General features: G+C 68.7%; 19 protein-coding genes and 1 pseudogene. 7 read left to right on the top strand and 13 right to left on the bottom strand.

Annotated features, from left to right (window positions below):
* Positions 1-52 precede the first annotated feature (52 nt).
* The gene (locus CBM2594_RS07150; protein ID WP_116356226.1) at positions 53-370 is read left to right on the top strand and encodes an Mpo1-like protein; all 318 of its coding nucleotides are present in this window, start codon (positions 53-55) and stop codon (positions 368-370) included.
* Between the two features lie 192 nt (positions 371-562).
* Here the strand turns inward: CBM2594_RS07150 and CBM2594_RS07145 are convergent, their stop codons facing one another.
* Positions 563-1,903 (bottom strand): YihY family inner membrane protein, encoded by a 1,341-nt coding sequence (locus tag CBM2594_RS07145; RefSeq protein WP_116356225.1) that lies wholly within the window; start codon positions 1,901-1,903, stop codon positions 563-565.
* Positions 1,904-2,075: 172 nt separating this feature from the next.
* Here CBM2594_RS07145 and wrbA point away from each other — a divergent pair, with 172 nt between their 5' ends.
* From wrbA to CBM2594_RS07130, 3 genes are read left to right on the top strand one after another with little or no spacing between them, the layout of a single operon-like run.
* Positions 2,076-2,678 (top strand): NAD(P)H:quinone oxidoreductase, encoded by a 603-nt coding sequence (gene wrbA / locus CBM2594_RS07140; RefSeq protein WP_116356224.1) that lies wholly within the window; start codon positions 2,076-2,078, stop codon positions 2,676-2,678.
* The gene (locus tag CBM2594_RS07135; RefSeq protein ID WP_116356223.1) at positions 2,675-3,082 is read left to right on the top strand and encodes a DUF2069 domain-containing protein; all 408 of its coding nucleotides are present in this window, start codon (positions 2,675-2,677) and stop codon (positions 3,080-3,082) included. The genes wrbA and CBM2594_RS07135 overlap by 4 nt, the downstream gene beginning before the upstream one ends.
* A gap of 19 nt (positions 3,083-3,101) precedes the next feature.
* A complete protein-coding gene (locus tag CBM2594_RS07130; protein ID WP_116356222.1) occupies positions 3,102-4,520 on the top strand; it encodes an FAD-binding oxidoreductase in 1,419 nt (472 codons plus the stop codon).
* A 13-nt stretch (positions 4,521-4,533) separates the two neighbouring features.
* On the opposite strand, the gene CBM2594_RS07125 is transcribed toward CBM2594_RS07130, so the two are convergent.
* From CBM2594_RS07125 to CBM2594_RS07090, 8 genes and pseudogenes are all read right to left on the bottom strand, one after another.
* A complete protein-coding gene (locus CBM2594_RS07125; protein ID WP_116356221.1) occupies positions 4,534-5,397 on the bottom strand; it encodes an N-formylglutamate amidohydrolase in 864 nt (287 codons plus the stop codon).
* Between the two features lie 2 nt (positions 5,398-5,399).
* A complete protein-coding gene (locus CBM2594_RS07120) occupies positions 5,400-6,437 on the bottom strand; it encodes a porin (RefSeq protein WP_116356220.1) in 1,038 nt (345 codons plus the stop codon).
* Between the two features lie 164 nt (positions 6,438-6,601).
* Positions 6,602-7,561 carry an ABC transporter ATP-binding protein gene (locus tag CBM2594_RS07115; RefSeq protein ID WP_116356219.1) on the bottom strand — a complete coding sequence of 320 codons (960 nt, stop codon included), beginning with the start codon at positions 7,559-7,561 and terminating at the stop codon, positions 6,602-6,604.
* Positions 7,558-8,520, bottom strand: a complete 963-nt coding sequence (locus CBM2594_RS07110) for an ABC transporter ATP-binding protein (protein ID WP_116356218.1) — start codon at positions 8,518-8,520, stop codon at positions 7,558-7,560. Before CBM2594_RS07110 ends, CBM2594_RS07115 begins: the two co-directional genes overlap by 4 nt.
* A gap of 10 nt (positions 8,521-8,530) precedes the next feature.
* Positions 8,531-9,478, bottom strand: coding sequence for an ABC transporter permease (locus tag CBM2594_RS07105; RefSeq protein WP_116356217.1), 948 nt, complete (start codon positions 9,476-9,478; stop codon positions 8,531-8,533).
* Between the two features lie 78 nt (positions 9,479-9,556).
* Positions 9,557-10,528: an ABC transporter permease gene (locus CBM2594_RS07100; protein ID WP_116356216.1), complete on the bottom strand. Its 972-nt coding sequence runs from the start codon at positions 10,526-10,528 to the stop codon at positions 9,557-9,559.
* A 45-nt stretch (positions 10,529-10,573) separates the two neighbouring features.
* Positions 10,574-12,201 (bottom strand): annotated as a pseudogene (locus CBM2594_RS07095) (ABC transporter substrate-binding protein).
* A gap of 184 nt (positions 12,202-12,385) precedes the next feature.
* Positions 12,386-13,144, bottom strand: a complete 759-nt coding sequence (locus tag CBM2594_RS07090) for an IclR family transcriptional regulator (protein ID WP_116356215.1) — start codon at positions 13,142-13,144, stop codon at positions 12,386-12,388.
* Between the two features lie 243 nt (positions 13,145-13,387).
* Here CBM2594_RS07090 and CBM2594_RS07085 point away from each other — a divergent pair, with 243 nt between their 5' ends.
* The gene (locus CBM2594_RS07085; protein ID WP_116356214.1) at positions 13,388-14,554 is read left to right on the top strand and encodes a thiolase domain-containing protein; all 1,167 of its coding nucleotides are present in this window, start codon (positions 13,388-13,390) and stop codon (positions 14,552-14,554) included.
* 17 nt (positions 14,555-14,571) lie between these two features.
* Complete coding sequence (locus CBM2594_RS07080) at positions 14,572-14,970, top strand: Zn-ribbon domain-containing OB-fold protein (RefSeq protein WP_116356213.1); 399 nt, start codon at positions 14,572-14,574, stop codon at positions 14,968-14,970.
* Between the two features lie 61 nt (positions 14,971-15,031).
* On the opposite strand, the gene CBM2594_RS07075 is transcribed toward CBM2594_RS07080, so the two are convergent.
* From CBM2594_RS07075 to CBM2594_RS07065, 3 genes are all read right to left on the bottom strand, one after another.
* Positions 15,032-15,907: a pirin family protein gene (locus CBM2594_RS07075; RefSeq protein WP_116356212.1), complete on the bottom strand. Its 876-nt coding sequence runs from the start codon at positions 15,905-15,907 to the stop codon at positions 15,032-15,034.
* Positions 15,908-16,063: 156 nt separating this feature from the next.
* A complete protein-coding gene (locus CBM2594_RS07070) occupies positions 16,064-16,639 on the bottom strand; it encodes an acyloxyacyl hydrolase (protein ID WP_116356211.1) in 576 nt (191 codons plus the stop codon).
* Between the two features lie 168 nt (positions 16,640-16,807).
* Entirely contained in the window at positions 16,808-20,311 is a 3,504-nt protein-coding gene (locus CBM2594_RS07065) for a pyruvate carboxylase (RefSeq protein WP_116356210.1), read from the bottom strand.
* A gap of 719 nt (positions 20,312-21,030) precedes the next feature.
* On the opposite strand from CBM2594_RS07065, the gene CBM2594_RS07060 reads away from it, so the two are divergent.
* Positions 21,031-22,095: an integrase gene (locus tag CBM2594_RS07060; RefSeq protein ID WP_198048108.1), complete on the top strand. Its 1,065-nt coding sequence runs from the start codon at positions 21,031-21,033 to the stop codon at positions 22,093-22,095.
* A gap of 8 nt (positions 22,096-22,103) precedes the next feature.
* Here the strand turns inward: CBM2594_RS07060 and CBM2594_RS26990 are convergent, their stop codons facing one another.
* Entirely contained in the window at positions 22,104-22,253 is a 150-nt protein-coding gene (locus tag CBM2594_RS26990) for a topoisomerase DNA-binding C4 zinc finger domain-containing protein (RefSeq protein WP_290367796.1), read from the bottom strand.
* Positions 22,254-22,295 lie beyond the last annotated feature (42 nt).

Raw genomic sequence — 22,295 nt, 5'->3', positions numbered from 1 at the left:
TCGCTTCCCGGAAGGTCTACACTGCAGCAAACAAGACCTGCCGGAGACAGCCATGGCCCATGCCCGCACACGCGAATTCGAGAACTTCGCGGCCTTCTATCCCTACTACCTGAGCGAACACCAGAACCGTACCTGCCGGCGGCTGCATTTCGCCGGCTCGACGGTAGCGCTGCTGTGCCTGCTGGCTTTGGTCATGACCGGCAATGCCTGGTGGCTGCTCGCCGCGGTGGTGGCGGGATATGCGTTTGCCTGGGTCGGGCACTTCGGGTTCGAGAAGAACCGGCCGGCTACGTTCCGGCATCCGGTTTATAGCCTGATGGGGGATTGGGTGATGTATTTCGATATTTGGCGGGGGCGGATTCCGTTCTGAGGCGTTATCCCCTGCGCGATTGTGTGCTCCCTCTCCCGCTTGCGGGAGAGGGTTGGGGTGAGGGCGGGAGTCGCAACGAAGTCAAGCCTGCGGCATGCCACCGCCTGCCCTCACCCCCTGCCCCTCTCCCGCAGGCGGGAGAGGGGAGCAAACCGGCAGACGGCCAGCTTGATCAGCCATGCCTCACCCCGCTCACACCTGCCCATGCCACCCCGGCGGCACCACCTCCAGCGTCCGCCGCTGCCCCGAACCCTCTCCCTGCGCCGGCGGCAGATCCGCCGGCTGCTGCCGGAACACCGCCTCCAGCGTCTGATCGAGCTGCGGATTGTCCAGGATCGACTTCAATGCATCCGCCCCCCGCAAATGCTGCGCCAGCGCCGTGCGCGGCAGCCGCGGCAGGTTCAGTACCAGCCGGTCATGCAAGGTCCGCAGCGTCACCTGCGACGGATCGCACAGCAGCGCCCAGTGGGCCTGGCCGCGCTCCTGCTGCAGGCGTCCGACCAGGTGCATGGCCTTGAGCTTGTCCAGCAGGCTGGAAAGGTAGTCGGCCTCGACCCGCAGCTTGCGGCTCAGGTCCAGTTCGCCGACGCTGCGCGGCACTTCATCGCGGGCGCGGTAGAGCAGCAGCAGCACGCCCAGCGCATCGAAGAACTCGCTGCCGGCGAAGCTGCGGCGGCGCCAGTAGCCCTGCCGGATCACCGGCAGGTTGGCGGCGATGGTCGCGCCCAGCAGCGTCACCAGCCAGCTCAGGTAGATCCACAGCAGAAACAGCGGCAGCGCGGCGAAGGTGCCGTAGACCGCGGTGTAGGCCGGGATCTCGGTGATGAAATAGCCGAAGCCGCGCTTGGCGAACTCGAACGCCACCGCCGCGACCAGCCCGGCGACGATGGCATCGCGCCATTCGACATAGGCGTTGGGCACCGCCGTGTACAGGAAGGCGAAGGCCAGCGCCGACAGCAGCACCGGCGTCGCGCCCACCAGCAGCCCCAGCCCCACCGGCATGGTGCCGACATAGCCCGCCGAGATCGAGATCAGGTACGAACTGATCGACAGGCTCGCGCCGATCAGCACCGGCCCGAACGTCAGCACCGCCCAGAACACCAGCACCCGCTGCGCCAGCGGGCGGCGCTGCTTGACGCGCCAGATCGCATTGAGCGCGTCTTCCACCGTCAGCATGGTCAGCACCGAGGTGACCATCAGCCCGGCCAGGCCCATCGCGGTCAGCCCGCGCGCGCTCTTGGCGAACATGCCGAGATAGCGCTGGATCGATTCGCTGACGTTGCCGGGAATCAGGTTCTGGAACAGGAACGCCTCGATGGCGTTGCGGAAGTCGCGGAACACCGGGAACGCGGCCAGCAGCGCGAAGGCCACGGTCAGCACCGGCACCACCGCCAGCACGGTGGTGAAGGTCAGGCTGGCCGAGACCTGCGGCAGCCGGTCTTCACCGGCGCGGCGCAGCGCGTAGCGCGCCAGGGCACGCACCTTTTGCAGGTTCCATTCCCGGCGCAGGCGGGCGACGCGGGCTCCAATCATGCGCAAGCAACCTCCTGGATGTGGTCTGTAGGGTCGTCTGTATAAGCGATGGGCTGCCCCGCTGCGCGTGCGGCGCGGGGCCATCGGGAGATGGCGCGGGGGGCGCATCTATAATACGCGCATTGTTGCCGGCATTCTCTGCAACGCCCCTTCACCGCCGGCCGTCCCGCTCATGACCGAGATCCTCGTCCTGTACTACAGCCGCCACGGCAGCACCCGCAAGCTCGCCGAACTGATCGCCACCGGCATCGACAGCGTCCCCGGCGCCCAGGCCCGCCTGCGCACGGTGCCCCCCGTTTCCACCGTGTGCGAGGCCACCGCGCCGGAGATCCCGGCCGACGGCCCGCCCTATGCCGAACTGCGCGACCTGGAGGAATGCGCCGGGCTGGCGCTGGGCAGCCCCACCCGCTTCGGCAACATGGCGGCGCCGATGAAGTATTTCCTCGACGGCACGGTCGCGCAGTGGCTGTCGGGCGCGCTCGCCGGCAAGCCCGCCTGCGTGTTCACCGCCACCGGCAGCCTGCACGGCGGCCAGGAGACCACGCTGCTGTCGATGATGCTGCCGCTGCTGCACCACGGCATGCTGATCCTGGGCCTGCCCTATTCCGAGAAGGGCCTGATGACCACGGCCTCCGGCGGCACGCCCTACGGTCCCAGCCACCATGCCCACGGCGACAACCGCGGCCCCGTCACCGAAGACGAATCGGCGCTGGCGCTGGCGATGGGCCGGCGGCTGGCGCAGACCGCGCTGCGCCTGGCCGGAGCGCAGGCATGACGCCCGCCGCGGACACCGACCAGGCCCTGCACAGCCCGTGGCTGTACCGGCTCAGCGTGGGCAGCCTGCTGGCGCTGCTGGTGCTGTGCATCGCCTGGGAGTGGGTGCTGGCGCCGCTGCGGCCGGGCGGCTCGTGGCTGATCATCAAGTTCCTGCCGCTGCTGCTGCCGCTGCGCGGCCTGCTCATGCGCAACCGCTACACCATGCAGTGGTCGTCGATGCTGATCCTGCTGTTCTTCACCGAGGGCATCGTGCGCGCCACCAGCGACCGCGCGCCCTCGTCCACGCTGGCGTGGGTGGAGGTGGCGCTGACGCTGGTGTTCTTCACCAGCACCATCCTCTACCTGCGCCCGTATAAGCGCCGCGCGCGCGCCGCAGGCAAGTCCGCCGCGCCCAGGTCCTGAATCCCGTCCGCCATCGCCCATGACCTCGCCTCAAGATTCCTTCCTCGCACTGTGCCGCGCCGCGCTGGGCCCGCAGCACGTGCTGACCGACGCGGCCGACCAGGCGCCCTACCTGACCGACTGGCGCAAGCGCTACCGCGGCGAGGCGCTGGCAGTGCTGCGCCCGGGCACCACCGCGGAAGTGGCCGAGGTGGCCCACGCCTGCCATGCGCACCGGATCGCCATGGTGCCGCAGGGCGGCAACACCGGCCTGTGCGGCGGCGCCACGCCGGTGGCGGGTGCGCCGCAGGTTGTGGTTTCGCTGCAGCGGCTCAACCGCATCCGCCAGGTCGACCCGCTCAACAACACCATCACGGTCGAGGCCGGCGTGGTGCTGCAGCAGCTGCAGGAGGTGGCGCGCGAGCATGGCCGGCTGTTCCCGCTGAGCCTGGCGGCCGAGGGCAGCTGCACCATCGGCGGCAACCTGTCGACCAATGCCGGCGGCACCGCGGTGCTGCGCTACGGCAACACGCGCGAACTGTGCCTGGGGCTGGAAGTGGTGACGCCGTCCGGAGAAACCTGGCACGGCCTGCGCGGCCTGCGCAAGGACAACACCGGCTATGACCTGCGCGACCTGTTTATCGGTGCGGAGGGCACGCTGGGCATCATCACCGCCGCGGTAATGAAGCTGTTCCCGCTGCCGCGCGCCTCGGTCACCGCGCTGGCCGCGGTGCAGAGCCCGCGCGCCGCGCTGGCGCTGCTGGCCATCGCCCAGTCGCACGCGGGCGCCATGCTGACCGGCTTCGAGCTGATGTCGGCGCTCAGCATGACGCTGGTGACGCGGCACTTCCCGCAGCTGCGCTATCCGTTCGCAGACATGCATCCGCAGCTGGTGCTGCTGGAGCTGTCCGACAGCGAGAGCGAAGCCCATGCGCGCGGCATCTTCGAGACCATGATGTCGGCCGCCTTCGACGCCGGCGTGGTCGCCGATGCGGTGGTGGCCGAGTCGGTGCAGCAGTCGCGCGACTTCTGGAACCTGCGCGAGCACATTCCGCTGGCGCAGGTGGAAGACGGCAAGAACATCAAGCACGATATCGCCGTGCCGGTCTCGCGCGTCGCGGACTTTATCGAGTGCACCGACGCGCTGCTGCAGAACGCGTTTCCCGGCGCGCGCATGGTCACCTTCGGCCATCTCGGCGACGGCAACCTGCACTACAACGTCTCGCCGCCCGAGGGCGTCGACCACGACGCGTTCCTCGCGCACCAGGACCAGGTCAACCGCATCGTGCACGACAGCGTGCGCTCGCATAACGGTTCGATCTCCGCCGAGCACGGCCTCGGCCAGCTCAAGCGCGAGGAAAACCGGCACTACAAGAGCGAGGTCGAACTCGCCATGATGCGGGCGATCAAGGGCGCGCTCGATCCGCTCGGGCTGATGAACCCGGGCAAGGTGATCTGAGCGCGCGCTTCTTTCATCCACGCAGTTCGGTACGGCGCAGTTCAGTCTGAATATATGCAGCGACGTGCTCCAGCAGTTCGTCGAGATGGCCGCGCAGCAAGGCGAAACCCGCGTGCTGCGCCAGCGTCGCCTCATCCATGTACAGCGCGCGGTTGATCTCGATCTGCAGGCTGTGCCGTCCCTGCGCCGGATCGGCATACGCGCGGATCAGCTGCGCGCCCTTGTACGGCCAGTTGACGGCGACCCGGTAGCCAAGGCCGCGCAGGCACTCCGCCACCAGTTCGACGAACGCCGGCGAGCAGGTGGCGCCGTCGCCGTTGCTGACGACGAAATCCGGCCGCGACGCGCCGTTGTCGATGTTCATCGCATTGCCGCGCGACTTCATCGAATGGCAGTCGAGATGCCACACCGCGCCCGAGCGCGCATGGTGCTGCGCCAGCAGGCCGGACAGCGCGGCATGGTACGGGTCGTAGTAGGTCTTCAGCAGGCATTCCGCCATGTCGGGCGACAGCGGCGCGGCATAGACCGGCACGCCCGGCAGCGCCAGCCGGCGCAGCACGCCCATGCCGCGGCCGGACTTGTCGCTGGGCCGCACGGCATAGGGCATGGCGCCATCGATCAGGTCGGGGTCGATATCGTCGCGGGCGCGGTTGACGTCGACCAGCCAGCGCGGAAAGCTGGCGCACAGCAAGGTGCCGCCCACCCGCGGCGCGTGTGCGAAGAGCTGGTCGACATAGGCGTCCCAGCCCGACAGCAAGGCCTCGGGCGGCGCCGCCAGCGGCAGGGTTTCGCGATGCAGCAGGCCGCTGTGCGGGGAATCCACCACCAGCGGCAGCGCCGCTGCGGCGGGTTCCGTCAGCGAATAAGGAAGTGCCATGGTCAGAACTTGTGTTGAATGCCGATGCCCACCGTGGTCACGGTGTCGCCGGGCCGGTGCGAGTTGGGATCCTCGCGGTCGAAGAAGACATAGGGCATGGTGCGCTTGCTCAGGCTGTAGCCGTAGCCGGCCTGCACCTTGCTGAGCCGCCCCTGCGGGTCGCGCTGCACCGCGCGCTGCATGTAGTTCACCGTGAGCTTGTGCGCGCCGTAGGGCACGGTGAAGCCGACCAGCCAGTACGGCACGTCGGTGCGCGTGGTCGCGGTGCCGGCGTAGCGGTCGCGCCCGACGATGCCATAGAGGTTGACCACGCTGAAATCGTACGAAGCCACCGCCTGCACCTTGTCGCGGAAATCGTTGGCCGCCAGGCCGCCGGTCTTGGCATCGCGCGAATAGCCCAGGCCCGCCGAAAAACTGCCGGCGGAGTAGTTCAGGCCCACGTCGAACTGGCGGAAATCGTCCTCCGCCTGCACCGGCGAGCGGGCGTTGGGGGTGGCCGGGTCCGGCCCCGCCAGGTTCATGCGCGCCCGCACCGAGAAGCCGCCGAAGGTCGGCGTCATATAGCCCAGCGCATTCGACACGCGGTTGCGCGCATTCAGCACCTTGGTGCCGATCGCGGTGGCGCCGGCATCGTGGATGGCGAAGTCGATGTTCTGCGTTACCTGCGAATAGACCGGCGAACCGACGATCGTCGCCGAATCCAGCCGCCCCAGCGCGATCGCGCCGAAGCCGCCCTGCAGGCCGACAAAGGCATGGCGGAACTGCGGGTTGGTGGCGACGCCGTTGTCGGCGCCGAAGCCCTGCTCCAGGCCGAACGCGGCACGCAGGCCGCCGCCCAGGTCTTCGCTGCCGCGCAGGCCCCAGCGCGACGCGTTGTCGGCCATCTGCGCGGCCTTGCCTTCGGGCCCCTTCTGGTACTCGATGTCGGTGTCGAGGCGGCCATATAGCGTCACCGTTGCATCGGCCGCGGCCGACAGCAACGCCAGCGTGCTGCCGATGCAGGCGCGCCCCAGTGCGCGCCGGGTGTGGATACCGTTCATGCTGCTGCTCCCTCTGCGTGGTTTGTCATGCAAAAAATCCCCCCTCTGTGGTGCAACTGCCGCGTGGCCTGCCCGCGCAGCGCGCACGCTCCCGCCCATCCCGCGCGGGCGGGATGGCATGGTTGGACCGGGAGCGTGAGCGGGCCGCGCGGGGCCGCGGCTATCTAGTCATTCAGGTGGCAGGCGGACAGGCGCCCGCCGATATCGCGCAGCAGCGGCACCTGCGTCGTGCAGCGCGCGCTCGCGTGCGGGCAGCGCGGATGGAAGGCGCAGCCGCTCGGCGGCGCCAGCGGGCTGGGCAGTTCGCCGCGGATCGGCTGGTGCGCGGGCGGGCTCGCGCCCAGGCGCGGCGCGTCGGCCAGCAGCGCGCGCGTATAGGGATGATTGGGCGCGGCGAACACCTCGCGCGCCGGGCCGCTCTCGACGATGCGGCCCAGGTACATGATCACCACGCGGTCCGACATATGCTCGACCACCGCCAGGTTGTGGCTGATGAAGACATAGGTCAGCTGATGCTCGCGCCGCAGCTGCATGAACAGGTTGATGATCTGCGCCTGCACCGAGACGTCGAGCGCGGACACCGCCTCGTCGCAGATCAGCAGCCGCGGGCGCAGCGCCAGCGCGCGCGCGATCGCCACGCGCTGGCGCTGCCCGCCCGAGAACTCGTGCGGAAAGCGCTCGGCGTAGCCCGGGTCGAGCCCCACCTGCTGCAGCAGTTCGGCCGCGGCCGAAGCCGCGCGCGAGCGCTTGACCAGGCCGTGGTAGACCGCGCCTTCGGTGATGGCCTGGCCGATGCGCAGGCGCGGGTTCAGCGACGCATAGGGGTTCTGGAACACCATCTGCACCGCGCGGTGATAGGCGGCCGAGGCAATGTCCGCGCGCTGGCCCTGCCAGGCGATATCGCCGCCGCTCTGCGGCAGCAGCCCTGCCAGCATGCGCCCCAGCGTGGACTTGCCGCAGCCGGACTCGCCAACCACCCCCAGCACCTCGCCCTGGCGCACCTGCAGCGAGACATCGTTGACGGCATGCACCGCCTGCGCGGTCTTGCCGGCCATGCGCGCGAGCAGCCCGGGCTTGAGCAGAAAGCGTTTCTGCAGGTTGTGCGCTTCGAGCATGACCGTCATGCCGCCTCCAGGGGATAAAAGCAGCGCAGCGTACGGCCGCGCACAGTGGTTTCGACAGGGACCTGGCCGCACGCCGGGCGCGCGCGCGGGCAGCGCGGCGCGAAGGCGCAGCCGGGCGGCAGCGCGGCAAGTGCCGGCGCCGCGCCGGGGATCGCGCGCAGCGTGGCGCCGCGCATGGCGGGCGTGGGCAGCGAATCCAGCAGGCCGCGCGTGTACGGGTGCAGCGGCCGCGCGATCAGCTCGGCCACCGGGCCCTGCTCCACCACCCGGCCCGCGTACATCACGCAGACGCGGTCGACCAGGTCCTTGACCACGGCCAGGTCATGGCTGATCCAGATCGCGGCGGCGCCGGTCTCGCGCACCAGCTGCTTCATCTCGTAGAGGATCTGCGCCTGGATGGTGACGTCGAGCGCGGTGGTGGGCTCGTCGGCGATGATCAGGTCGGGCCGGTTGATCAGCGCGTTGGCAATCGCCACGCGCTGGCGCATGCCGCCGGACAGCTCGTGCGGATAGGCGCGCATGCGTTCCTGCGGCGCCGGAATGCCGACCCGCGCCAGCGCATCGACCGCCTGCGCATGCGCCTGCGCGCGGCTGCGGCGGTGGTGCACCAGCACGGTCTCGGCGAGCTGTTCGCCGACGCGCATGACCGGGTTGAGCGACATCATCGGGTCCTGGAACACCATCGCGATGCGGTCGCCGCGCAGCGCCTGCCACTGGCGCGGCGAGCACGCCAGCAACTCCTGCCCCTTGAAGCGCACCGAGCCGCCGGTGACGCGCCCGGGCGGGTCCAGCAGGTTCATCAGCGAGAACGCCGTCACCGACTTGCCCGAGCCGGACTCGCCCACGATCCCCAGGATCTCGCCCGGCTCCAGCGTGAACGACACGCCATCGACCGCCTTCACCGCCCCCTGCGCGAACGCGAAGCTGGTGCTCAGGCCGGAAACTTCCAGTAGTGCCATGGCGGGCTCCTTACGCTTCCAGCCGCGGGTTGAGCACGCGGCGCAGGCGGTCGCCCACCAGGTTGATCGAGCCGATCAGCAGCACCAGCGCCACGCCCGGGAACACGCTGATCCAGTACTTGTTCGACAGCATGTACTCGAAGCCATTGGCGATCAGCATGCCCAGCGACGGCTGCGTGCGCGGCAGGCCGATGCCGAGGAAGCTCATGGTGGCCTCCAGCGTGATCGCATGCGCGATCTGCAGCGTGCCGGTCACCACCAGCGGCGCCATGCAGTTGGGCAGGATATGGCGGAACATCACGCGCAGCGCCGGCAGCCCCTGGCCGAGCGCGGCCTCGACATACTCCTTGCGCCGCTCCACCTGCGCCGCGCCGCGCACGGTGCGGGCAAAGTAGGCCCACTGCACGATCACCAGCGCCAGCAGCGTCTTGTCGACGCCCTGCCCCAGCACCGCCAGCAGGATCAGCGCCACCAGCACCGCCGGCAGGCTCAGCTGCAGGTCGACCACGCGCATGATGGCGGCATCGACCACGCCGCCGAAATAGGCCGCGGCCAGCCCCACCGCGCTGCCCACCATCAGCGCGACCACCGCGCTGATCACGCCCACGCCCACGCTGATGCGGATGCCGTAGAAGATGGCGCTGAGCAAATCGCGCCCGGCGCCGTCGGTGCCGAGCCAGTAGCGCGCCTGGCCTTCATAGCCCGTGCTGCCCGGCGGCAACTCGGAGTCGATCACCGACACCGTGGCGAGGTCATAGGGGTTCTGCGGGCTGATCGCATGGGCCAGCACGGCCACCAGCAGCAGCGCCAGCAGCAGGGCCAGCGCGGCGGCGGACACGCGATTGGCGCAGAAGCGCCGCAGCAGCGAAGGCCGCGCCGGCGGCGCGGCGGCCGGCGCCGGCGGGACCGCGGACAGCGCGGGAGCGGCATCATCGGTTTCGGATAGTGGCAGGGACATCGGTTCGGTCTCGTTGTTCGGTTCTTTCGGTTTTCGGATTTCTGTCTTCGCTTGCGGGCAAGGGGTGCGTCGGCGCGGCTAGGCCGCCTTGTGCCGCAGGCGCGGGTCGAGCACCACGTACAGCAGGTCGACCACCAGGTTCAGCACCACGAACAGCAGCAGCGTGACCAGCAGGTACGCCACCACCACCGGGCGGTCCAGCGCCAGCACGGAATCGATGATCAGCTTGCCCATGCCGGGCCACGAGAACACCGACTCGGTCACCACCGAGAACGCGATCAGGTGGCCGAACTCCAGCCCGACCACGGTCACGATCGGGATCAGCACATTGGGCACCACGTGGCGCAGCACCAGCCGCGCGCCGCCCACGCCCTTGGCGCGGGCAAACTTGATGTACTCCTGCCCCGCCACCTCGCGCGTGCCGGCCTCGGTCAGCCGCGCCACCAGCGAGATCTTGAACAGCGACAGCGTCAGCGCCGGCAGCAGCAGGAAGCGGATGCCCTCCCAGCTGGTCACCGACAGCGGCACGCCCAGCACCGTGCTGACCGGCCCGCGCCCGCCCGACGGCAGCCAGCCCAGGTTCACCGAGAACACCAGGATGCCGATCATGCCGATCCAGAAGGTCGGCATGATCACGCCGCCCAGCGAAGCCGCCATCAGCATCCGCGCCAGCCGGCTGTGCGGCTTCAGGCCGGCGTAGACGCCCATCGGGATGCCGATGCCCAGCGACAGCAGCAGCGCCGTCACCGCCAGCTCCAGCGTGGCCGGCACGCGGCTGACGATCAGCTCGATCGCGGGCCGGTTGTAGACGAAGGATTCGCCAAGGTCGCCGTGCAGCGCGCCCGCGAGAAAGCGCAGGTACTGCTGCGGCACCGGCAGGTCCAGCCCGAGCGCGTGGCGCGCCTCGGTGATCTCCTGCTCGGTGGCGGTGGGACTGACCAGCAGGTGCACCGGGTCGCCGATCAGGTTGACCGCGCAGAACGTCAGCACCGACATGATCCACAGGACCGCAATGCTCTGCAGCAGCCGTTTGAGTAGGGTTTCAAGCATAAGAGGTAGGCCCGGAATGGGATGGCATGGTCAGCGTGGTGGAGATCAGCGTTGCGGCACCGCAGGCGGTGCCGGGCGGATGTTGCCGGCATAGGTGAAGCCGTCGCTGCGCGGCTGCACCGCGAGCCCGTCGCGATAGGCCCAGGCGGCGCGCAGGTGATGCAGCGGCACGATGCCGGCGTCGGCCGCCAGCCGCTGCGCCGCGTCCTGCTGCGCCAGCTCGCGCGGTGCCGGCGCCATGGTGTGCATGGCCTGCTCGATCAGCGCATCGACGGCGGCGTTGGCATAGCCGCTGCGGTTGTTGGCGCCGAGGCCGGCGGCCTTGTCCTGCGCATGCGCCACCGCCACCAGCGGCTCGAGCGAATCGCCGCTGACCGCGCCGATGCCGAGCATGAAGGCGCTGAACTCCGGCTTGCCGCCGGCGCCGCCCGAGGTGGCGCGGGTGATATAGACCGAGTACGGCAGCGTGCGCACTTCCGTGCGGATGCCGGCGCGGGTCAGCATCTGGCCGACCGCCTCGCAGGTCTTGGCGTCGTTCAGGTAGCGGTCGTTGGGGCAATGCAGCGTCAGGCGGAAGCCCTGCGGATAGCCGGCCTGCGCCAGCAGCCAGCGCGCCCGCTCAACATCGGCGCGCGGCGCCGGCACCGCCGGGGCGAAGCCGAAGAAGCCCTGCGGCACCATCTGCCCGGCCGGCACGGAATCGCCCTTGGTCACGCGCGCCGCGATCAGGTCGCGGTCGATCGCCAGGCTGATCGCCTGCCGCACGCGCACGTCGCGCAACGGGTTGGCCGCCAGCGGCTGGCCCGCGTGGTCCTGCACATAGGGCGACACTGCGCGGGCCTGGTCCAGCTGCAGGTAATTCAGCATGTATGAGGTGGCGGAGACGGTGCGGATGCGGCCGTTGGTGCGCGCAAAGGCTTCGGCAATGCTGGCCGACGAGGCGTCGATCACGTCGACCAGCCCGGACAACAGCGCCGAGGCCCGCGCCGGCTCCTTCGGGATGAACTGGAACACCACCCGCTGCCACGGCTGCGGCCCGCCCCAGTAGTCCGGATTGCGCGCCAGCGTGAGCTGCTGGCCATGCTCCCACGCCACCAGCCGGTACGGGCCGGTGCCGATGGCGGCGCTGCCATGGGCGAAATCGGCCTCGCGCACACCCGCGCCGAGCGAGCGCGGCAGCATCGCCACCATGCCCAGGTTCTGCGGCAGCACCGGGTTGGGCGAGCGGGTGCGCACCCGCAAGGCCAGCGGGCCGGTGACCTCTACCGCCTTGACCGACTTCAGGTAGGTGCGGAAGGTGCGCGCGCCGGGCAGCGTCATGGCGCGCTCGATCGAGTAGCGCGCGTCCTCGGCGGTAAACGGCTCGCCATTGCTGAAGCGCACGCCGGGACGCAGCTGGAATTCCCAGGTGCGGTCGTCCAGCTGGCGCCAGCGGTGGCCAGCTGCGGCACCGGGCGCAGCGCGTTGTCCAGGCCGACCAGGGTCTCGTACACATGGCCCCACAGGTTGCGTCCGGCGGCGTCCAGCACGTGGGGATCGGCGGCGCTGATCTCGGCCTTGTAGCCGATGCGCAGGTCGGCGGCGCGCGCGGCGTTTCCGCCCACGCACAGCGCCGCGGCGGCGAGCAAGGCGGCGACAACGCGCGACGCCAGATGGTTGGTCGTGCCGGGCATGGTGGGGTGGTTCGTTTCCCGAAACATTGTTTTACTCAGTGATACCGTGTATCGAAGAATAAGACATTGAGACCCCTTCCGTTAAGCCGGGTTTACCCCTGAGGCGTATATCCGGGCGAAAAAAAAACGGCGCCGAAGCGCCGTCTGGGACGGAAAGTGCGGGACGTGCCGCGCGGGTAAGGGCTCAGCCGCCCGTAAAGCCGAGCGCCCGGGACAGGTTGGCGGCCTCCGCCACCACCATCGCCACATGCTGGTCCAGCGCCTGCTGCGTGGTGCGGCTGGCCGGGCTGGCGATGCTCAGCGACGCCACCGCCGCGCCGCTGTGGTCGCGCAGCGGTGCCGCGGCGGAGACGGCGTCGGCATCGCGCTCGCCCACCGACACCGCATAGCCGGCGGCACGGATTGCCGCCAGTTCCTCGCGCAGCGCCTGCGGCTCGACGATGGTGCGGCCGGTGAAGCGTTCCAGCTGTTGCGCCAGCACCGCCTCCACCACCTCCGGTGCGGCGTAGGCCAGCAGCAGCTTGCCGGAGGCCCCGACATGCAGCGGCCGGCGGTTGCCGATCTCGGTATGCACCCGCACCGATTGCGTAGACTCGTGCCGCGCCACGCAGACCGACTCGAGCCCGTCGCGCACGCGCACGATCACGTTCTCGCCGCAGGCCGCGCCGATCGCCGCCAGCCGCGGCCCCACCAGCTTGACCAGGTCGAACTGTTCGCGCGCGGCATTGCCCACCAGCAGCGCGTTGTAGCTGAGCTTGTAGACCGCCGCCGGCGACTCGCGCGCGATCAGCCCGCGGTGCTCCAGCGTGGCCAGCAGGCGGAACGCGCGCGCCTTGGTCAGTCCGGCGCGCCGTGCCAGTTCGGTCACGCCCAGCGATGGGTGCTCGGCCACCAGCATCAGCAGGCCCAGGGCCTCATCCACCGCTTCAACGATGTAGGTCATCGATCCTTTTCGTCTAGATTCAGAAATGTCCAGCGCAGATTGTAGCGGTCGCCGCAATCGTTCGCGCCGCAAGTGCCGCGCGCCCGGCTTCGACGGCAGCCCCCGCCTTCACCGAATACAGCCTTCGGCACTTCCGAATTCAACGCAGCGGGCAAGCTACGCAATACTCTGGGGATCGCCGTGCCAGCATCGCGCCCTCCCCGCCTCCGCGCTGGCACCACCTGACGCACCGAAGGAGAACAGATGAGCATCAACGGCAAGGCCTATATCGTCGGGGCCTACGAGCACCCGACCCGCAAGGCACCCGACAAGACCGTGGCGCAGCTGCACGCCGAGAGCGCCAAGGGCGCGCTGCAGGACGCCGGCCTGACGCTGGCCGACGTCGACGGCTACTTCTGCGCCGGCGACGCGCCCGGGCTGGGCGCGACCAACATGGTCGACTACCTCGGCCTGAAGGTGCGCCATGTCGATTCCACCGACACCGGCGGTTCGGCCTACCTGGTCCATGTGTCGCACGCCGCGCAGGCGATCGCCGCCGGCAAGTGCAATGTCGCGCTGATCACGCTGGCGGGCCGGCCGCGTTCGGAAGGCTCGACCGGCACGCAGGCGCGCAACTGGGGCGCCAACCTGCCCGACATGCCGTTCGAAAGCCCGTTCAGCCCGGTCACGGTCAACCTGTACGCGATGGTGGCGATGCGCCATATGCACGAGTACGGCACCACCGCCGAACAGCTGGCCTGGGTCAAGGTGGCGGCGTCGCACCACGCGCAGCACAACCCCCACGCCATGCTGCGCGACGTGGTCACCGTGGAAGACGTGCTGAACTCGCCGATGATCTCGGACCCGCTGCACAAGCTGGATTGCTGCGTGGTCTCGGACGGCGGCGGCGCGCTGATCGTGGCGCGCCCGGAAATCGCCGCGACGCTGAAGCGGCCCAAGGTCAAGATCCGCGGCGCCGGCGAATACATCAAGGGCCAGCTCGGCGGCGAAGTCGACCTGAGCTGGTCCGGCGCGCGCTTCTCGGGCGCGACGGCATTTGCCGAAGCGGGCGTGACCCCGGCCGATATCAAGTACGCGTCGATCTACGACAGCTTCACCATCACCGTGCTGATGCAGCTGGAAGACCTGGGCTTCTGCAAGAAGGGCGAAGGCGGCAAGTTCGTCGCCGACGGCAACCTGATCGCCGGCGTCGGCAAGCTGCCGTTCAATACCGATGGCGGCGGCCTGTGCAACAACCACCCGGCCAACCGCGGCGGCATCACCAAGGTCATCGAAGCGGTGCGCCAGCTGCGCGGCGAGGCCCACCCCGCGGTGCAGGCCGCCAACTGCGACCTCGCGCTGGCGCAAGGCACCGGCGGCTACCTGGGCTCGCGCCACGGCAGCGCCACCCTGATCCTGGAACGTGAATAAAGCGCGGGAGCACTGACATGACGACCCCACACATCCCCGCCGTCTACAAGGCACCCGACGAACAGCCTGACAACCTGCCGTTCTGGCAGGCCGCGCGCGAAGGCCAGCTGCTGGTCAAGGTCTGCGACGACTGCGGCAAGCCGCACTGGTACCCGCGCGTGCTGTGCCCGTTCTGCATGGGCACCACCTCGTGGAAGCAGGCCAGCGGCCGCGGCACCATCTACACCTTTAGCGTGACGCGCCGCGCGGGTCCCAACCCGTTCTGCATCGCCTACGTGAAGCTGGATGAAGGCGTGACCATGATGACCCAGATCGTCGACTGCGATCTCGACACGGTGCGCATCGGCCAGAAGGTACAGGTCAAATTCTCGCCCAGCGACGGCGGCGCGCCGGTGCCGACCTTCACGCTCGCCTGAGGCGGCGCGGCAGGCAGCCGGCGCTGCGCCGGCTGCCTGCCTGGGACGTACTGCCGGCTGCTTACTGCCGGCCGGCGGCCATGCTGCCGAACCTGCCGCTGTTGAAGTCGCGGAACGCCTCGGCGATCTGCGCCTCGGTGTTCATCACGAACGGGCCATGGCCGACGATGGGCTCGTCGATCGGCTCGCCGCTGAGCAGCAGCACCACCGCATCGGTGCCGGCCTCGATGCTGACCGCATCGCCGGCACCATCCAGCACCACCATCTCGGCATCGCGCACGGTGGCCTCGGCGTTGACCGTGACCTTGCCGCGCAGCACCACCAGCGCGGTATGCCAGCCTTCGGGCAGCGCCAGCCGCGTGGCGGCGCCCTGGTTCAGGCGCATGTCCCATACGTGCATCGGCGTAAAGGTGCGCGCCGGGCCGCGCTTGCCTTCGTATTCGCCGGCGATCACGCGCACCGTGCCGGCGCCGCCTGGCATCGGCACCGCCGGGATATCGCGGTCGACGATGGCCTGGTAGCCCGGCGCGGCCATCTTGTCGCGCGCCGGCAGGTTGACCCACAGCTGCACCATCTCCAGCGCGCCGCCGCTCTGCGAAAACGCGGGCGAGTGGAATTCTTCATGCAGGATGCCGGCGCCCGCCGTCATCCATTGCACGTCGCCCGGACCGATGACCCCGCCCTGGCCGGTCGAGTCGCGATGCGCGACCTCGCCCTTGTAGACGATGGTCACGGTCTCGAAGCCGCGGTGCGGATGCTGGCCCACCCCGCGCGGACGCTGCGTCGGCGTGAAGTCGGCCGGGCCGGCGTAGTCCAAAAGCAGAAACGGGCTGAGCTGCTTGCCGTGGCTGGTGTACGAAAACATCGAGCGCACCGGGAAACCATCTCCGACCCAGTGCGGACGCGGTGCGCTGTAGACACCCAGAATGCGCTTCATGTCGATCTCCGAGAATGCCTGCCAGGCGTGGCGGGCAATGATCCATAAAGCGATGATAGGTGCCGCGTCCCGCGCGCGGTAGGCGGCGGGATTGCGATGCAGCGTCCTGCGGCTGGAACGATGCCGCCAGCCCCCGCGTCAGAAGCGTCAGAAGCGTCAGAAGCGGTAGCGCACGTAGCCCATGCTGAAGTTGGTGCCGGGATTGGGGTCCTGGATCCCGGCATTGGACAGGTGCTGGAAGCGGTAGCCGATGGTTAGCCGCTGCGCCTTGCCGAAGGCGACGCCCACGCCGACCATGTCCGAAAACTGGAACGCCGAGCCCATCCGGTGGCCGCCGGCGATCTCGGTGTGGCTGAGCACGCGCAGGCCCACCGAGGCCTCGACGAACGGCGTGACATGTTCGCCCGCATAGCTGAGCCGGAAGATCGGCGACACGCCGAACTCGGTCAGCTGGCTCGACGGCCGCGACGACAGCGCGCGCCAGTTCGCGACATTGACCTCGCCGTCCAGCGCCAGCGCCAGCCGGTCCGACAGCTGCCACTGCACGATCTCGTCCCAGCGCGCCGAGACTTCGTACTTCTCTACGCCGTGCCGGTTGTCGCGCCCATAGCCCGCCTGCATCGAGAATGCCGCCGCGCCGGCGGCGGACGGCAGCGCCAGCAGGCAAGCCGCAAACGAGACCATGGCCGCGCGCGGCAGCCCCCCTGACAAAGTGCTTTTCTTCACTGACATCCGTGTTTGTCGGGCAGCGCCTGTGGAACTGGAGGCGCCACCGCATGGTTTTGATCACGGCTCAAGAAGATAGCAGCGCTTCGGCTTTGCAGAAGCCTGCGCCAGGCAAACACAGTGTTCCAATGCAGGAACAATGCGGCGATGCGCGCCAGGGAGACGGCCGTGAAGTCAGCCCTTCAACTCGACCAGCAGGTCCTTCGCCGCCACCCGGTCCCCCGCTTTCACATGCACCGCAGCAATCTCGCAATCGCGGTCGGCGGCGATATGGGTCTCCATCTTCATCGCCTCCAGCGCCAGCAGCGTGGTGCCCGCGGCGACGCGCTGGCCGGGCTGCACCGCCACCGTCACGATCGAACCCGGCATCGGCGCGGCCACATGCAGCGGATTGTCCGGCTCTGCCACCGGCCGGCCCTGGCGCGCGGCCGCGGCCTGCGCGGTGCTGCGCTGCTCGACCAGCGTGGTGCGCGACTGCCCGTTCAGCTCGAACTGGACCTTGATCTTGCCTTCGCCGGCATCGGGGTGGGTGCCCTGCAGCGAGACCAGCAGCGTCTTGCCGGGCTCGATATCGATCGCCACTTCTTCCTGCGGCTGCAGGCCGTACAGGTAAGCCGGCGTCGGCACCACCGAGGTGTCGCTGTACTGGCGCACATGCGCGTGGTACTCGGCCGCCTGCTTGGGATACATCAGGTACGAGGCCAGCTGGCGGTCATCGAGCGGCTGCTCGCACGCCGCCGCGCCGGCGGCGCGGGCCGCATCGAGATCGACCGGCGCGATCCGGTCGCCGGGGCGGTACGGCGCGGGCGGGTCGCCACGCAGCACCTTGCGCGACAGCGCCGCGGGGAAGCCATCGGGCGGGAAGCCCAGCTCGCCCCTGAACAGCGACACCACTGATTCCGGGAAGGCAATCTCCCTGGCCGGATCGCATACGTCGGCGGCGCTCAGGTCGTTGGCCACCATCATTAGCGCCAGGTCGCCGACCACCTTGGAGGTCGGCGTCACCTTGACGATATCGCCGAACATCTGGTTGACCTCGGCATAGGCGCGCGACACCTCGGTCCAGCGGTGCTCGATGCCGAGCGAGCGCGCCTGCTCGCGCAGGTTGGTGTACTGCCCGCCCGGCATCTCGTGGCGGTACACGTCGGCGGTGCCGGCGCGGATCTCGGATTCGAACGGCGCGTAGTAGCGGCGCACCCCTTCCCAGTACATCGACGCCTCGTGCAGCCGCTCCAGGTTCAGGCCCGGGTCGCGTTCGCTGCCGGCCAGCGCGGCGGCAATGCTCGACAGGTTGGGCTGCGAGGTCAGCCCGCTCATCGCGTCGAGCGCGCCGTCGACCGCATCGCAGCCGGCCTCGATCGCGGCCAGGGCCGACGCGGCCGAGATGCCGCTGGTGTCGTGCGTGTGGAAATGCACCGGCAGCCCGGTCTCTTCCTTGAGCGCCCTGACCAGCGCCGCGGCCGCCTGCGGCCGGCAGATGCCGGCCATGTCCTTGATCCCCAGCACATGCACGCCGGCCCGCTGCAGCTCGCGCGCGATGCCGACGTAGTACTTCAGGTCGTACTTGGAACGCCTGGGGTCGAACAGGTCGCCGGTATAGCAGATCGCGCCCTCGCACAGCGCGCCGCTCTCGCCGACGGCATCGATCGCCACGCGCATATTGCGCACCCAGTTGAGCGAATCGAACACGCGGAACAGGTCGACGCCGGCGCCGGCCGCCTGGCGCACGAAGAAGCGCACCACGTTGTCGGCATAGTTGGTATAGCCGACCGCGTTGGAGCCGCGCAGCAGCATCTGGAACAGCACGTTGGGCACGCGCTCGCGCAGTTGCTCCAGGCGCTGCCACGGGTCTTCCTTGAGGAAGCGCAGCGCCACGTCGAAGGTGGCGCCGCCCCAGCACTCCAGCGAAAACAGCTGCGACAGCTCGCGCGCATAGAACGGCGCGATCGGCAGCATGTCGGCGGTGCGCATGCGCGTGGCGAACAGCGACTGGTGCGCGTCGCGCATGGTGGTGTCGGTCAGCAGCACCGGCTTGTGCTCGAGCATCCAGCGCGAAAACTTCTCCGCGCCCAGCTCGCGCAGCCGGTCGCGCGTGCCGTAAGGCAGCGCGGCGCCGGTGTCGATCGCCGGCAGCACCGGCGCCGGCAGCGGCAGCGACGGCAGCGCGCGGCCGCTCATCTCCGGGTGCCCGTTGACGCTGACTTCGCCCAGGTAGCGCAGCAGCCTGGTGGCGCGGTCCTGGCGTTTGGCGAAGGCCAGCAGCTCCGGGGTCTGGTCGATGAAGCGCGTGGTGACATCGCCCGCGCGGAACGCGGGATGGTTGATGACGTTCTCGAGGAATTGCAGGTTGGACGCGACGCCGCGGATGCGGAACTCGCGCAGCGCCCGGTCCATGCGCCGCATCGATTCCGGCGCGGTCGGCGCCCAGGTGGTGACCTTGACCAGCAGCGAGTCGTAGTACGGGGTGATCACCGCGCCGCCGTAGGCGGTGCCCGCATCGAGCCGCACGCCGAAGCCCGCGGCGCTGCGATACGCGGTCAGGCGGCCGTAGTCCGGCAGGAAGCCGTTCTCCGGGTCTTCGGTGGTGATCCGGCACTGCAGCGCATGGCCGTTCAGCGCGATGTCGTGCTGCACCGGCACACCCGCGGCGCGCACCACGATCCTGCCGTCGGCATCGCGCGTGTTCTCGGTCATGCCGATATGGCCGCCCTCGGTGATGCGGATCTGCGCCTTGACGATATCGATGCCGGTGACCATCTCGGTGACCGTGTGCTCGACCTGGATGCGCGGATTGACTTCGATGAAATAGAACTGGCCCGAGTCGGCGTCCATCAGGAACTCGACCGTGCCGGCATGGGTGTAGCCGACCGCGCGCATCAGCCGCAGCGCCGACTCGCACAGCGCGGCTCGGCCGGCATCGTCCAGGTACGGCGCGGGCGCGCGCTCGACCACCTTCTGGTTGCGCCGCTGCACCGTGCAGTCGCGCTCGAACAGATGCACCAGGTTGCCGTGGGTATCGCCCAGCACCTGCACTTCGACATGGCGCGCGTTGCGCACCAGCTTCTCGACATAGACCTCGTCGTTGCCGAACGCCGCCAGCGCCTCGCGCCGCGCCGCGGCGAGCGCGCCTTCCAGGTCCTGCTCGCCCTCCAGCACGCGCATGCCGCGCCCGCCACCGCCCCAGCTGGCCTTGAGCATCAGCGGATAGCCGATGCCGGCGGCCAGGCGCTTGCACGCCTCCAGGTCATCAGGCAAAGGCTCGGTCGCCGGCATCACCGGCACGCCCGCCGCGACGGCCGCATTGCGCGCCGCCACCTTGTTGCCGAGCTTGCGCATCACCTTCGGCAAAGGGCCGATCCAGCGGATGCCCGCGTCGATCACCGCCTGCGCGAACTCGGGGTTCTCCGACAGGAAGCCATAGCCCGGATGGACCGCGTCGACCTTTGCCTGGCGCGCGATGCGCAGGATATCGTCGATATCGAGATAAGCCGCCAGCGGCTTCTTGCCCTCGCCGACCAGGTAGCTCTCGTCGGCCTTGAAGCGATGCAGCGCGAGGCGGTCCTCCTTCGAATAGATCGCCACCGTGCGGACGTTCATTTCGGCGGCCGCGCGCATCACGCGGATCGCGATCTCGGAGCGGTTGGCAATCAGCAGGGATTGGATCGGGCGATAGTCCATGGCGGCAGGAAAATGTCCCGCCGTGCGCGGTGGCCCGGCGGAAGGTCAGGTGAGCGGGAATGGCGGCGTGCGGGCGCGATCCAGCATGCGCCCATTCCGGGGGTGGGCGCAAGAAATGCGCCACGGACCTGCTTGCTGATTTACAAGGGAATTCCGGCCGCCGAACGCCTGGATGAAATGCAGAACTGAAAATGCGCGGATTTCATCCGGCGACGCGGCGACCGGCAGCCCGCTGCGCGGGAAGAGAGAAGATGGGAAGCTGAACGACCCCGGCGCATGGCCACGATGGCCGCCCGGGCGATGGCGCGATGCGCACTGGCGGGGCCAGAAAAAACAAAACCCCGGAAGACCGCGATCTTCCGGGGTTCCGCCGCCAAGGACGGTTGTCATTGGCGGAGACGGAGGGATTCGAACCCTCGATCCAGGTTTTGGCCCGGATGCTCCCTTAGCAGGGGAGTGCCTTCGACCTGTATGCCTTGCTGCGCAAGGCTTTGCGGCTCGCCGTGCTCGCCGCGCCCTCGGCCACGTCTCTTGATTCACTATTACACCACGCAGTCCGCGTGGAAGGCTTTAGTGTAGCAGTTCCCCTTATTCCAGTGTGGGCTTTCAGCGGGGCACAATTAGGCAGCCCGCTGCTGATGGCAGGGCTTTCCAACGGCACCGAGGAACGGGGCGCAAAGCACCAAGTACCGTGCATCCCACTTATGAGGATGACGTACATGGGCACCATCATCGAACGGCGCACGAAGCGCGGTGAAGTCAAGTTTCAGGCAAAGATTCGTCTCGCGGGCACGCCGATCATCTCCAAGGTATTCGACAGCCGGGCGGACGCAGAGGCGTGGATCGCCGCTGTAGAGCCTGAGATGCGGGCGCGCTCTCGCACTGCCGCTCGGGAACAGGCCGTAGCAAAGCAAGTTCGAGAGTTCCGCGACAGGCCGCGCATAGTGGCTGACCTGTTGCATAGGAACCTCTGCGAAGTAACCCCCTTCAAGAAGGGCGCGGAGGCAGAAGTCAACCACACGCGCAGCATTCTGAAGTACCCGCTCACACGCATTCACCTTGAGAACCTGACCCAGCGGGACGTCAGGGAATGGCGGGATAAGCGAAGCCAGCACGTCGCGCCCAGCACGGTCAATCGGGAATTGAACATCCTCAGCGCTGTGTTCAAGCACGCCGCTAGTGAATGGGACATCGCACTGTGCAAGAGCGTCCTTACCTCGGTGAAGCGGCCACCGAATCCGCCAGGACGAGTCCGCAGGCTATCGCGGCAGGAGGAGGCTGCTCTGCGCCGGGCGGGAGAGGAGACGCGAAACCCGTATGTCCTTTCGATCTTCGACTTGGCGCTGGAGACTGCCATGCGCCGAAGCGAAATACTCGGACTGGAGTGGGAGCGCATCAGCTTCGAGCGGCGGTCAATCCAACTCATCACGGCGAAGAACGGGACACCAAGGGGCGTGCCCCTATCACGCAGGGCGATGGAGATACTGCGGGCCTTGCAGCAGATCGCTGCCCGCGAACTCGGCCATGAGTGCGCGGTAACTTCCGGCCCCGTGTTCCCCGGCCTTACTGTCAACGCCTTCAAACTGGCCTTCACGCGCATGGTGCAGCGCGCCGGGTTGGAGAACTTCAGGTTCCATGACCTGCGGCACGAAGCCACTTCCCGCCTATTCGAGAAGGGCTTGTCTCAGATGGAAGTGTCAACTATCACGGGCCACAAGGACCCTCGAATGCTGGCCCGGTACACGCACCTGCAAGTCAAAGACTTAGCAGCAAAGCTGGACTGATTCAGCGGTTATGCGGCGCGAGGCAGCGTGACTTTACAGCGGGGGTACTTCCTGCACCCCCAAAACGGCCCGCCCTTCCCTTCGCGCTCAACTAACTTCACCCCGCAGGCGGTACATGTCGGCGTCCGGTAATCGCCCTTGAATGCCTGGGCCAGCAATGTCGCCTGCTTGTACTGATCGAGTGCACGAATCCGTTCGAC

The organism is Cupriavidus taiwanensis (assembly GCF_900249755.1).
GTDB classification, from domain to species: Bacteria; Pseudomonadota; Gammaproteobacteria; order Burkholderiales; family Burkholderiaceae; genus Cupriavidus; species Cupriavidus taiwanensis_D.
The sequence above is the reverse complement of the archived record's forward strand: the minus strand, read 5'-3'. Positions and strand labels throughout refer to the sequence as shown.

Excerpts from the sequence above, each read along its gene's own strand:
- CBM2594_RS07150 (WP_116356226.1), top strand. The coding sequence starts at position 53 with ATGGCCCATGCCCGCACACGCGAATTCGAGAACTTCGCGGCCTTCTAT.
- CBM2594_RS07145 (WP_116356225.1), bottom strand. The coding sequence starts at position 1,903 with ATGATTGGAGCCCGCGTCGCCCGCCTGCGCCGGGAATGGAACCTGCAA.
- wrbA (WP_116356224.1), top strand. The coding sequence starts at position 2,076 with ATGACCGAGATCCTCGTCCTGTACTACAGCCGCCACGGCAGCACCCGC.
- CBM2594_RS07135 (WP_116356223.1), top strand. The coding sequence starts at position 2,675 with ATGACGCCCGCCGCGGACACCGACCAGGCCCTGCACAGCCCGTGGCTG.
- CBM2594_RS07130 (WP_116356222.1), top strand. The coding sequence starts at position 3,102 with ATGACCTCGCCTCAAGATTCCTTCCTCGCACTGTGCCGCGCCGCGCTG.
- CBM2594_RS07125 (WP_116356221.1), bottom strand. The coding sequence starts at position 5,397 with ATGGCACTTCCTTATTCGCTGACGGAACCCGCCGCAGCGGCGCTGCCG.
- CBM2594_RS07120 (WP_116356220.1), bottom strand. The coding sequence starts at position 6,437 with ATGAACGGTATCCACACCCGGCGCGCACTGGGGCGCGCCTGCATCGGC.
- CBM2594_RS07115 (WP_116356219.1), bottom strand. The coding sequence starts at position 7,561 with ATGACGGTCATGCTCGAAGCGCACAACCTGCAGAAACGCTTTCTGCTC.
- CBM2594_RS07110 (WP_116356218.1), bottom strand. The coding sequence starts at position 8,520 with ATGGCACTACTGGAAGTTTCCGGCCTGAGCACCAGCTTCGCGTTCGCG.
- CBM2594_RS07105 (WP_116356217.1), bottom strand. The coding sequence starts at position 9,478 with ATGTCCCTGCCACTATCCGAAACCGATGATGCCGCTCCCGCGCTGTCC.
- CBM2594_RS07100 (WP_116356216.1), bottom strand. The coding sequence starts at position 10,528 with ATGCTTGAAACCCTACTCAAACGGCTGCTGCAGAGCATTGCGGTCCTG.
- CBM2594_RS07090 (WP_116356215.1), bottom strand. The coding sequence starts at position 13,144 with ATGACCTACATCGTTGAAGCGGTGGATGAGGCCCTGGGCCTGCTGATG.
- CBM2594_RS07085 (WP_116356214.1), top strand. The coding sequence starts at position 13,388 with ATGAGCATCAACGGCAAGGCCTATATCGTCGGGGCCTACGAGCACCCG.
- CBM2594_RS07080 (WP_116356213.1), top strand. The coding sequence starts at position 14,572 with ATGACGACCCCACACATCCCCGCCGTCTACAAGGCACCCGACGAACAG.
- CBM2594_RS07075 (WP_116356212.1), bottom strand. The coding sequence starts at position 15,907 with ATGAAGCGCATTCTGGGTGTCTACAGCGCACCGCGTCCGCACTGGGTC.
- CBM2594_RS07070 (WP_116356211.1), bottom strand. The coding sequence starts at position 16,639 with ATGTCAGTGAAGAAAAGCACTTTGTCAGGGGGGCTGCCGCGCGCGGCC.
- CBM2594_RS07065 (WP_116356210.1), bottom strand. The coding sequence starts at position 20,311 with ATGGACTATCGCCCGATCCAATCCCTGCTGATTGCCAACCGCTCCGAG.
- CBM2594_RS07060 (WP_198048108.1), top strand. The coding sequence starts at position 21,031 with ATGGGCACCATCATCGAACGGCGCACGAAGCGCGGTGAAGTCAAGTTT.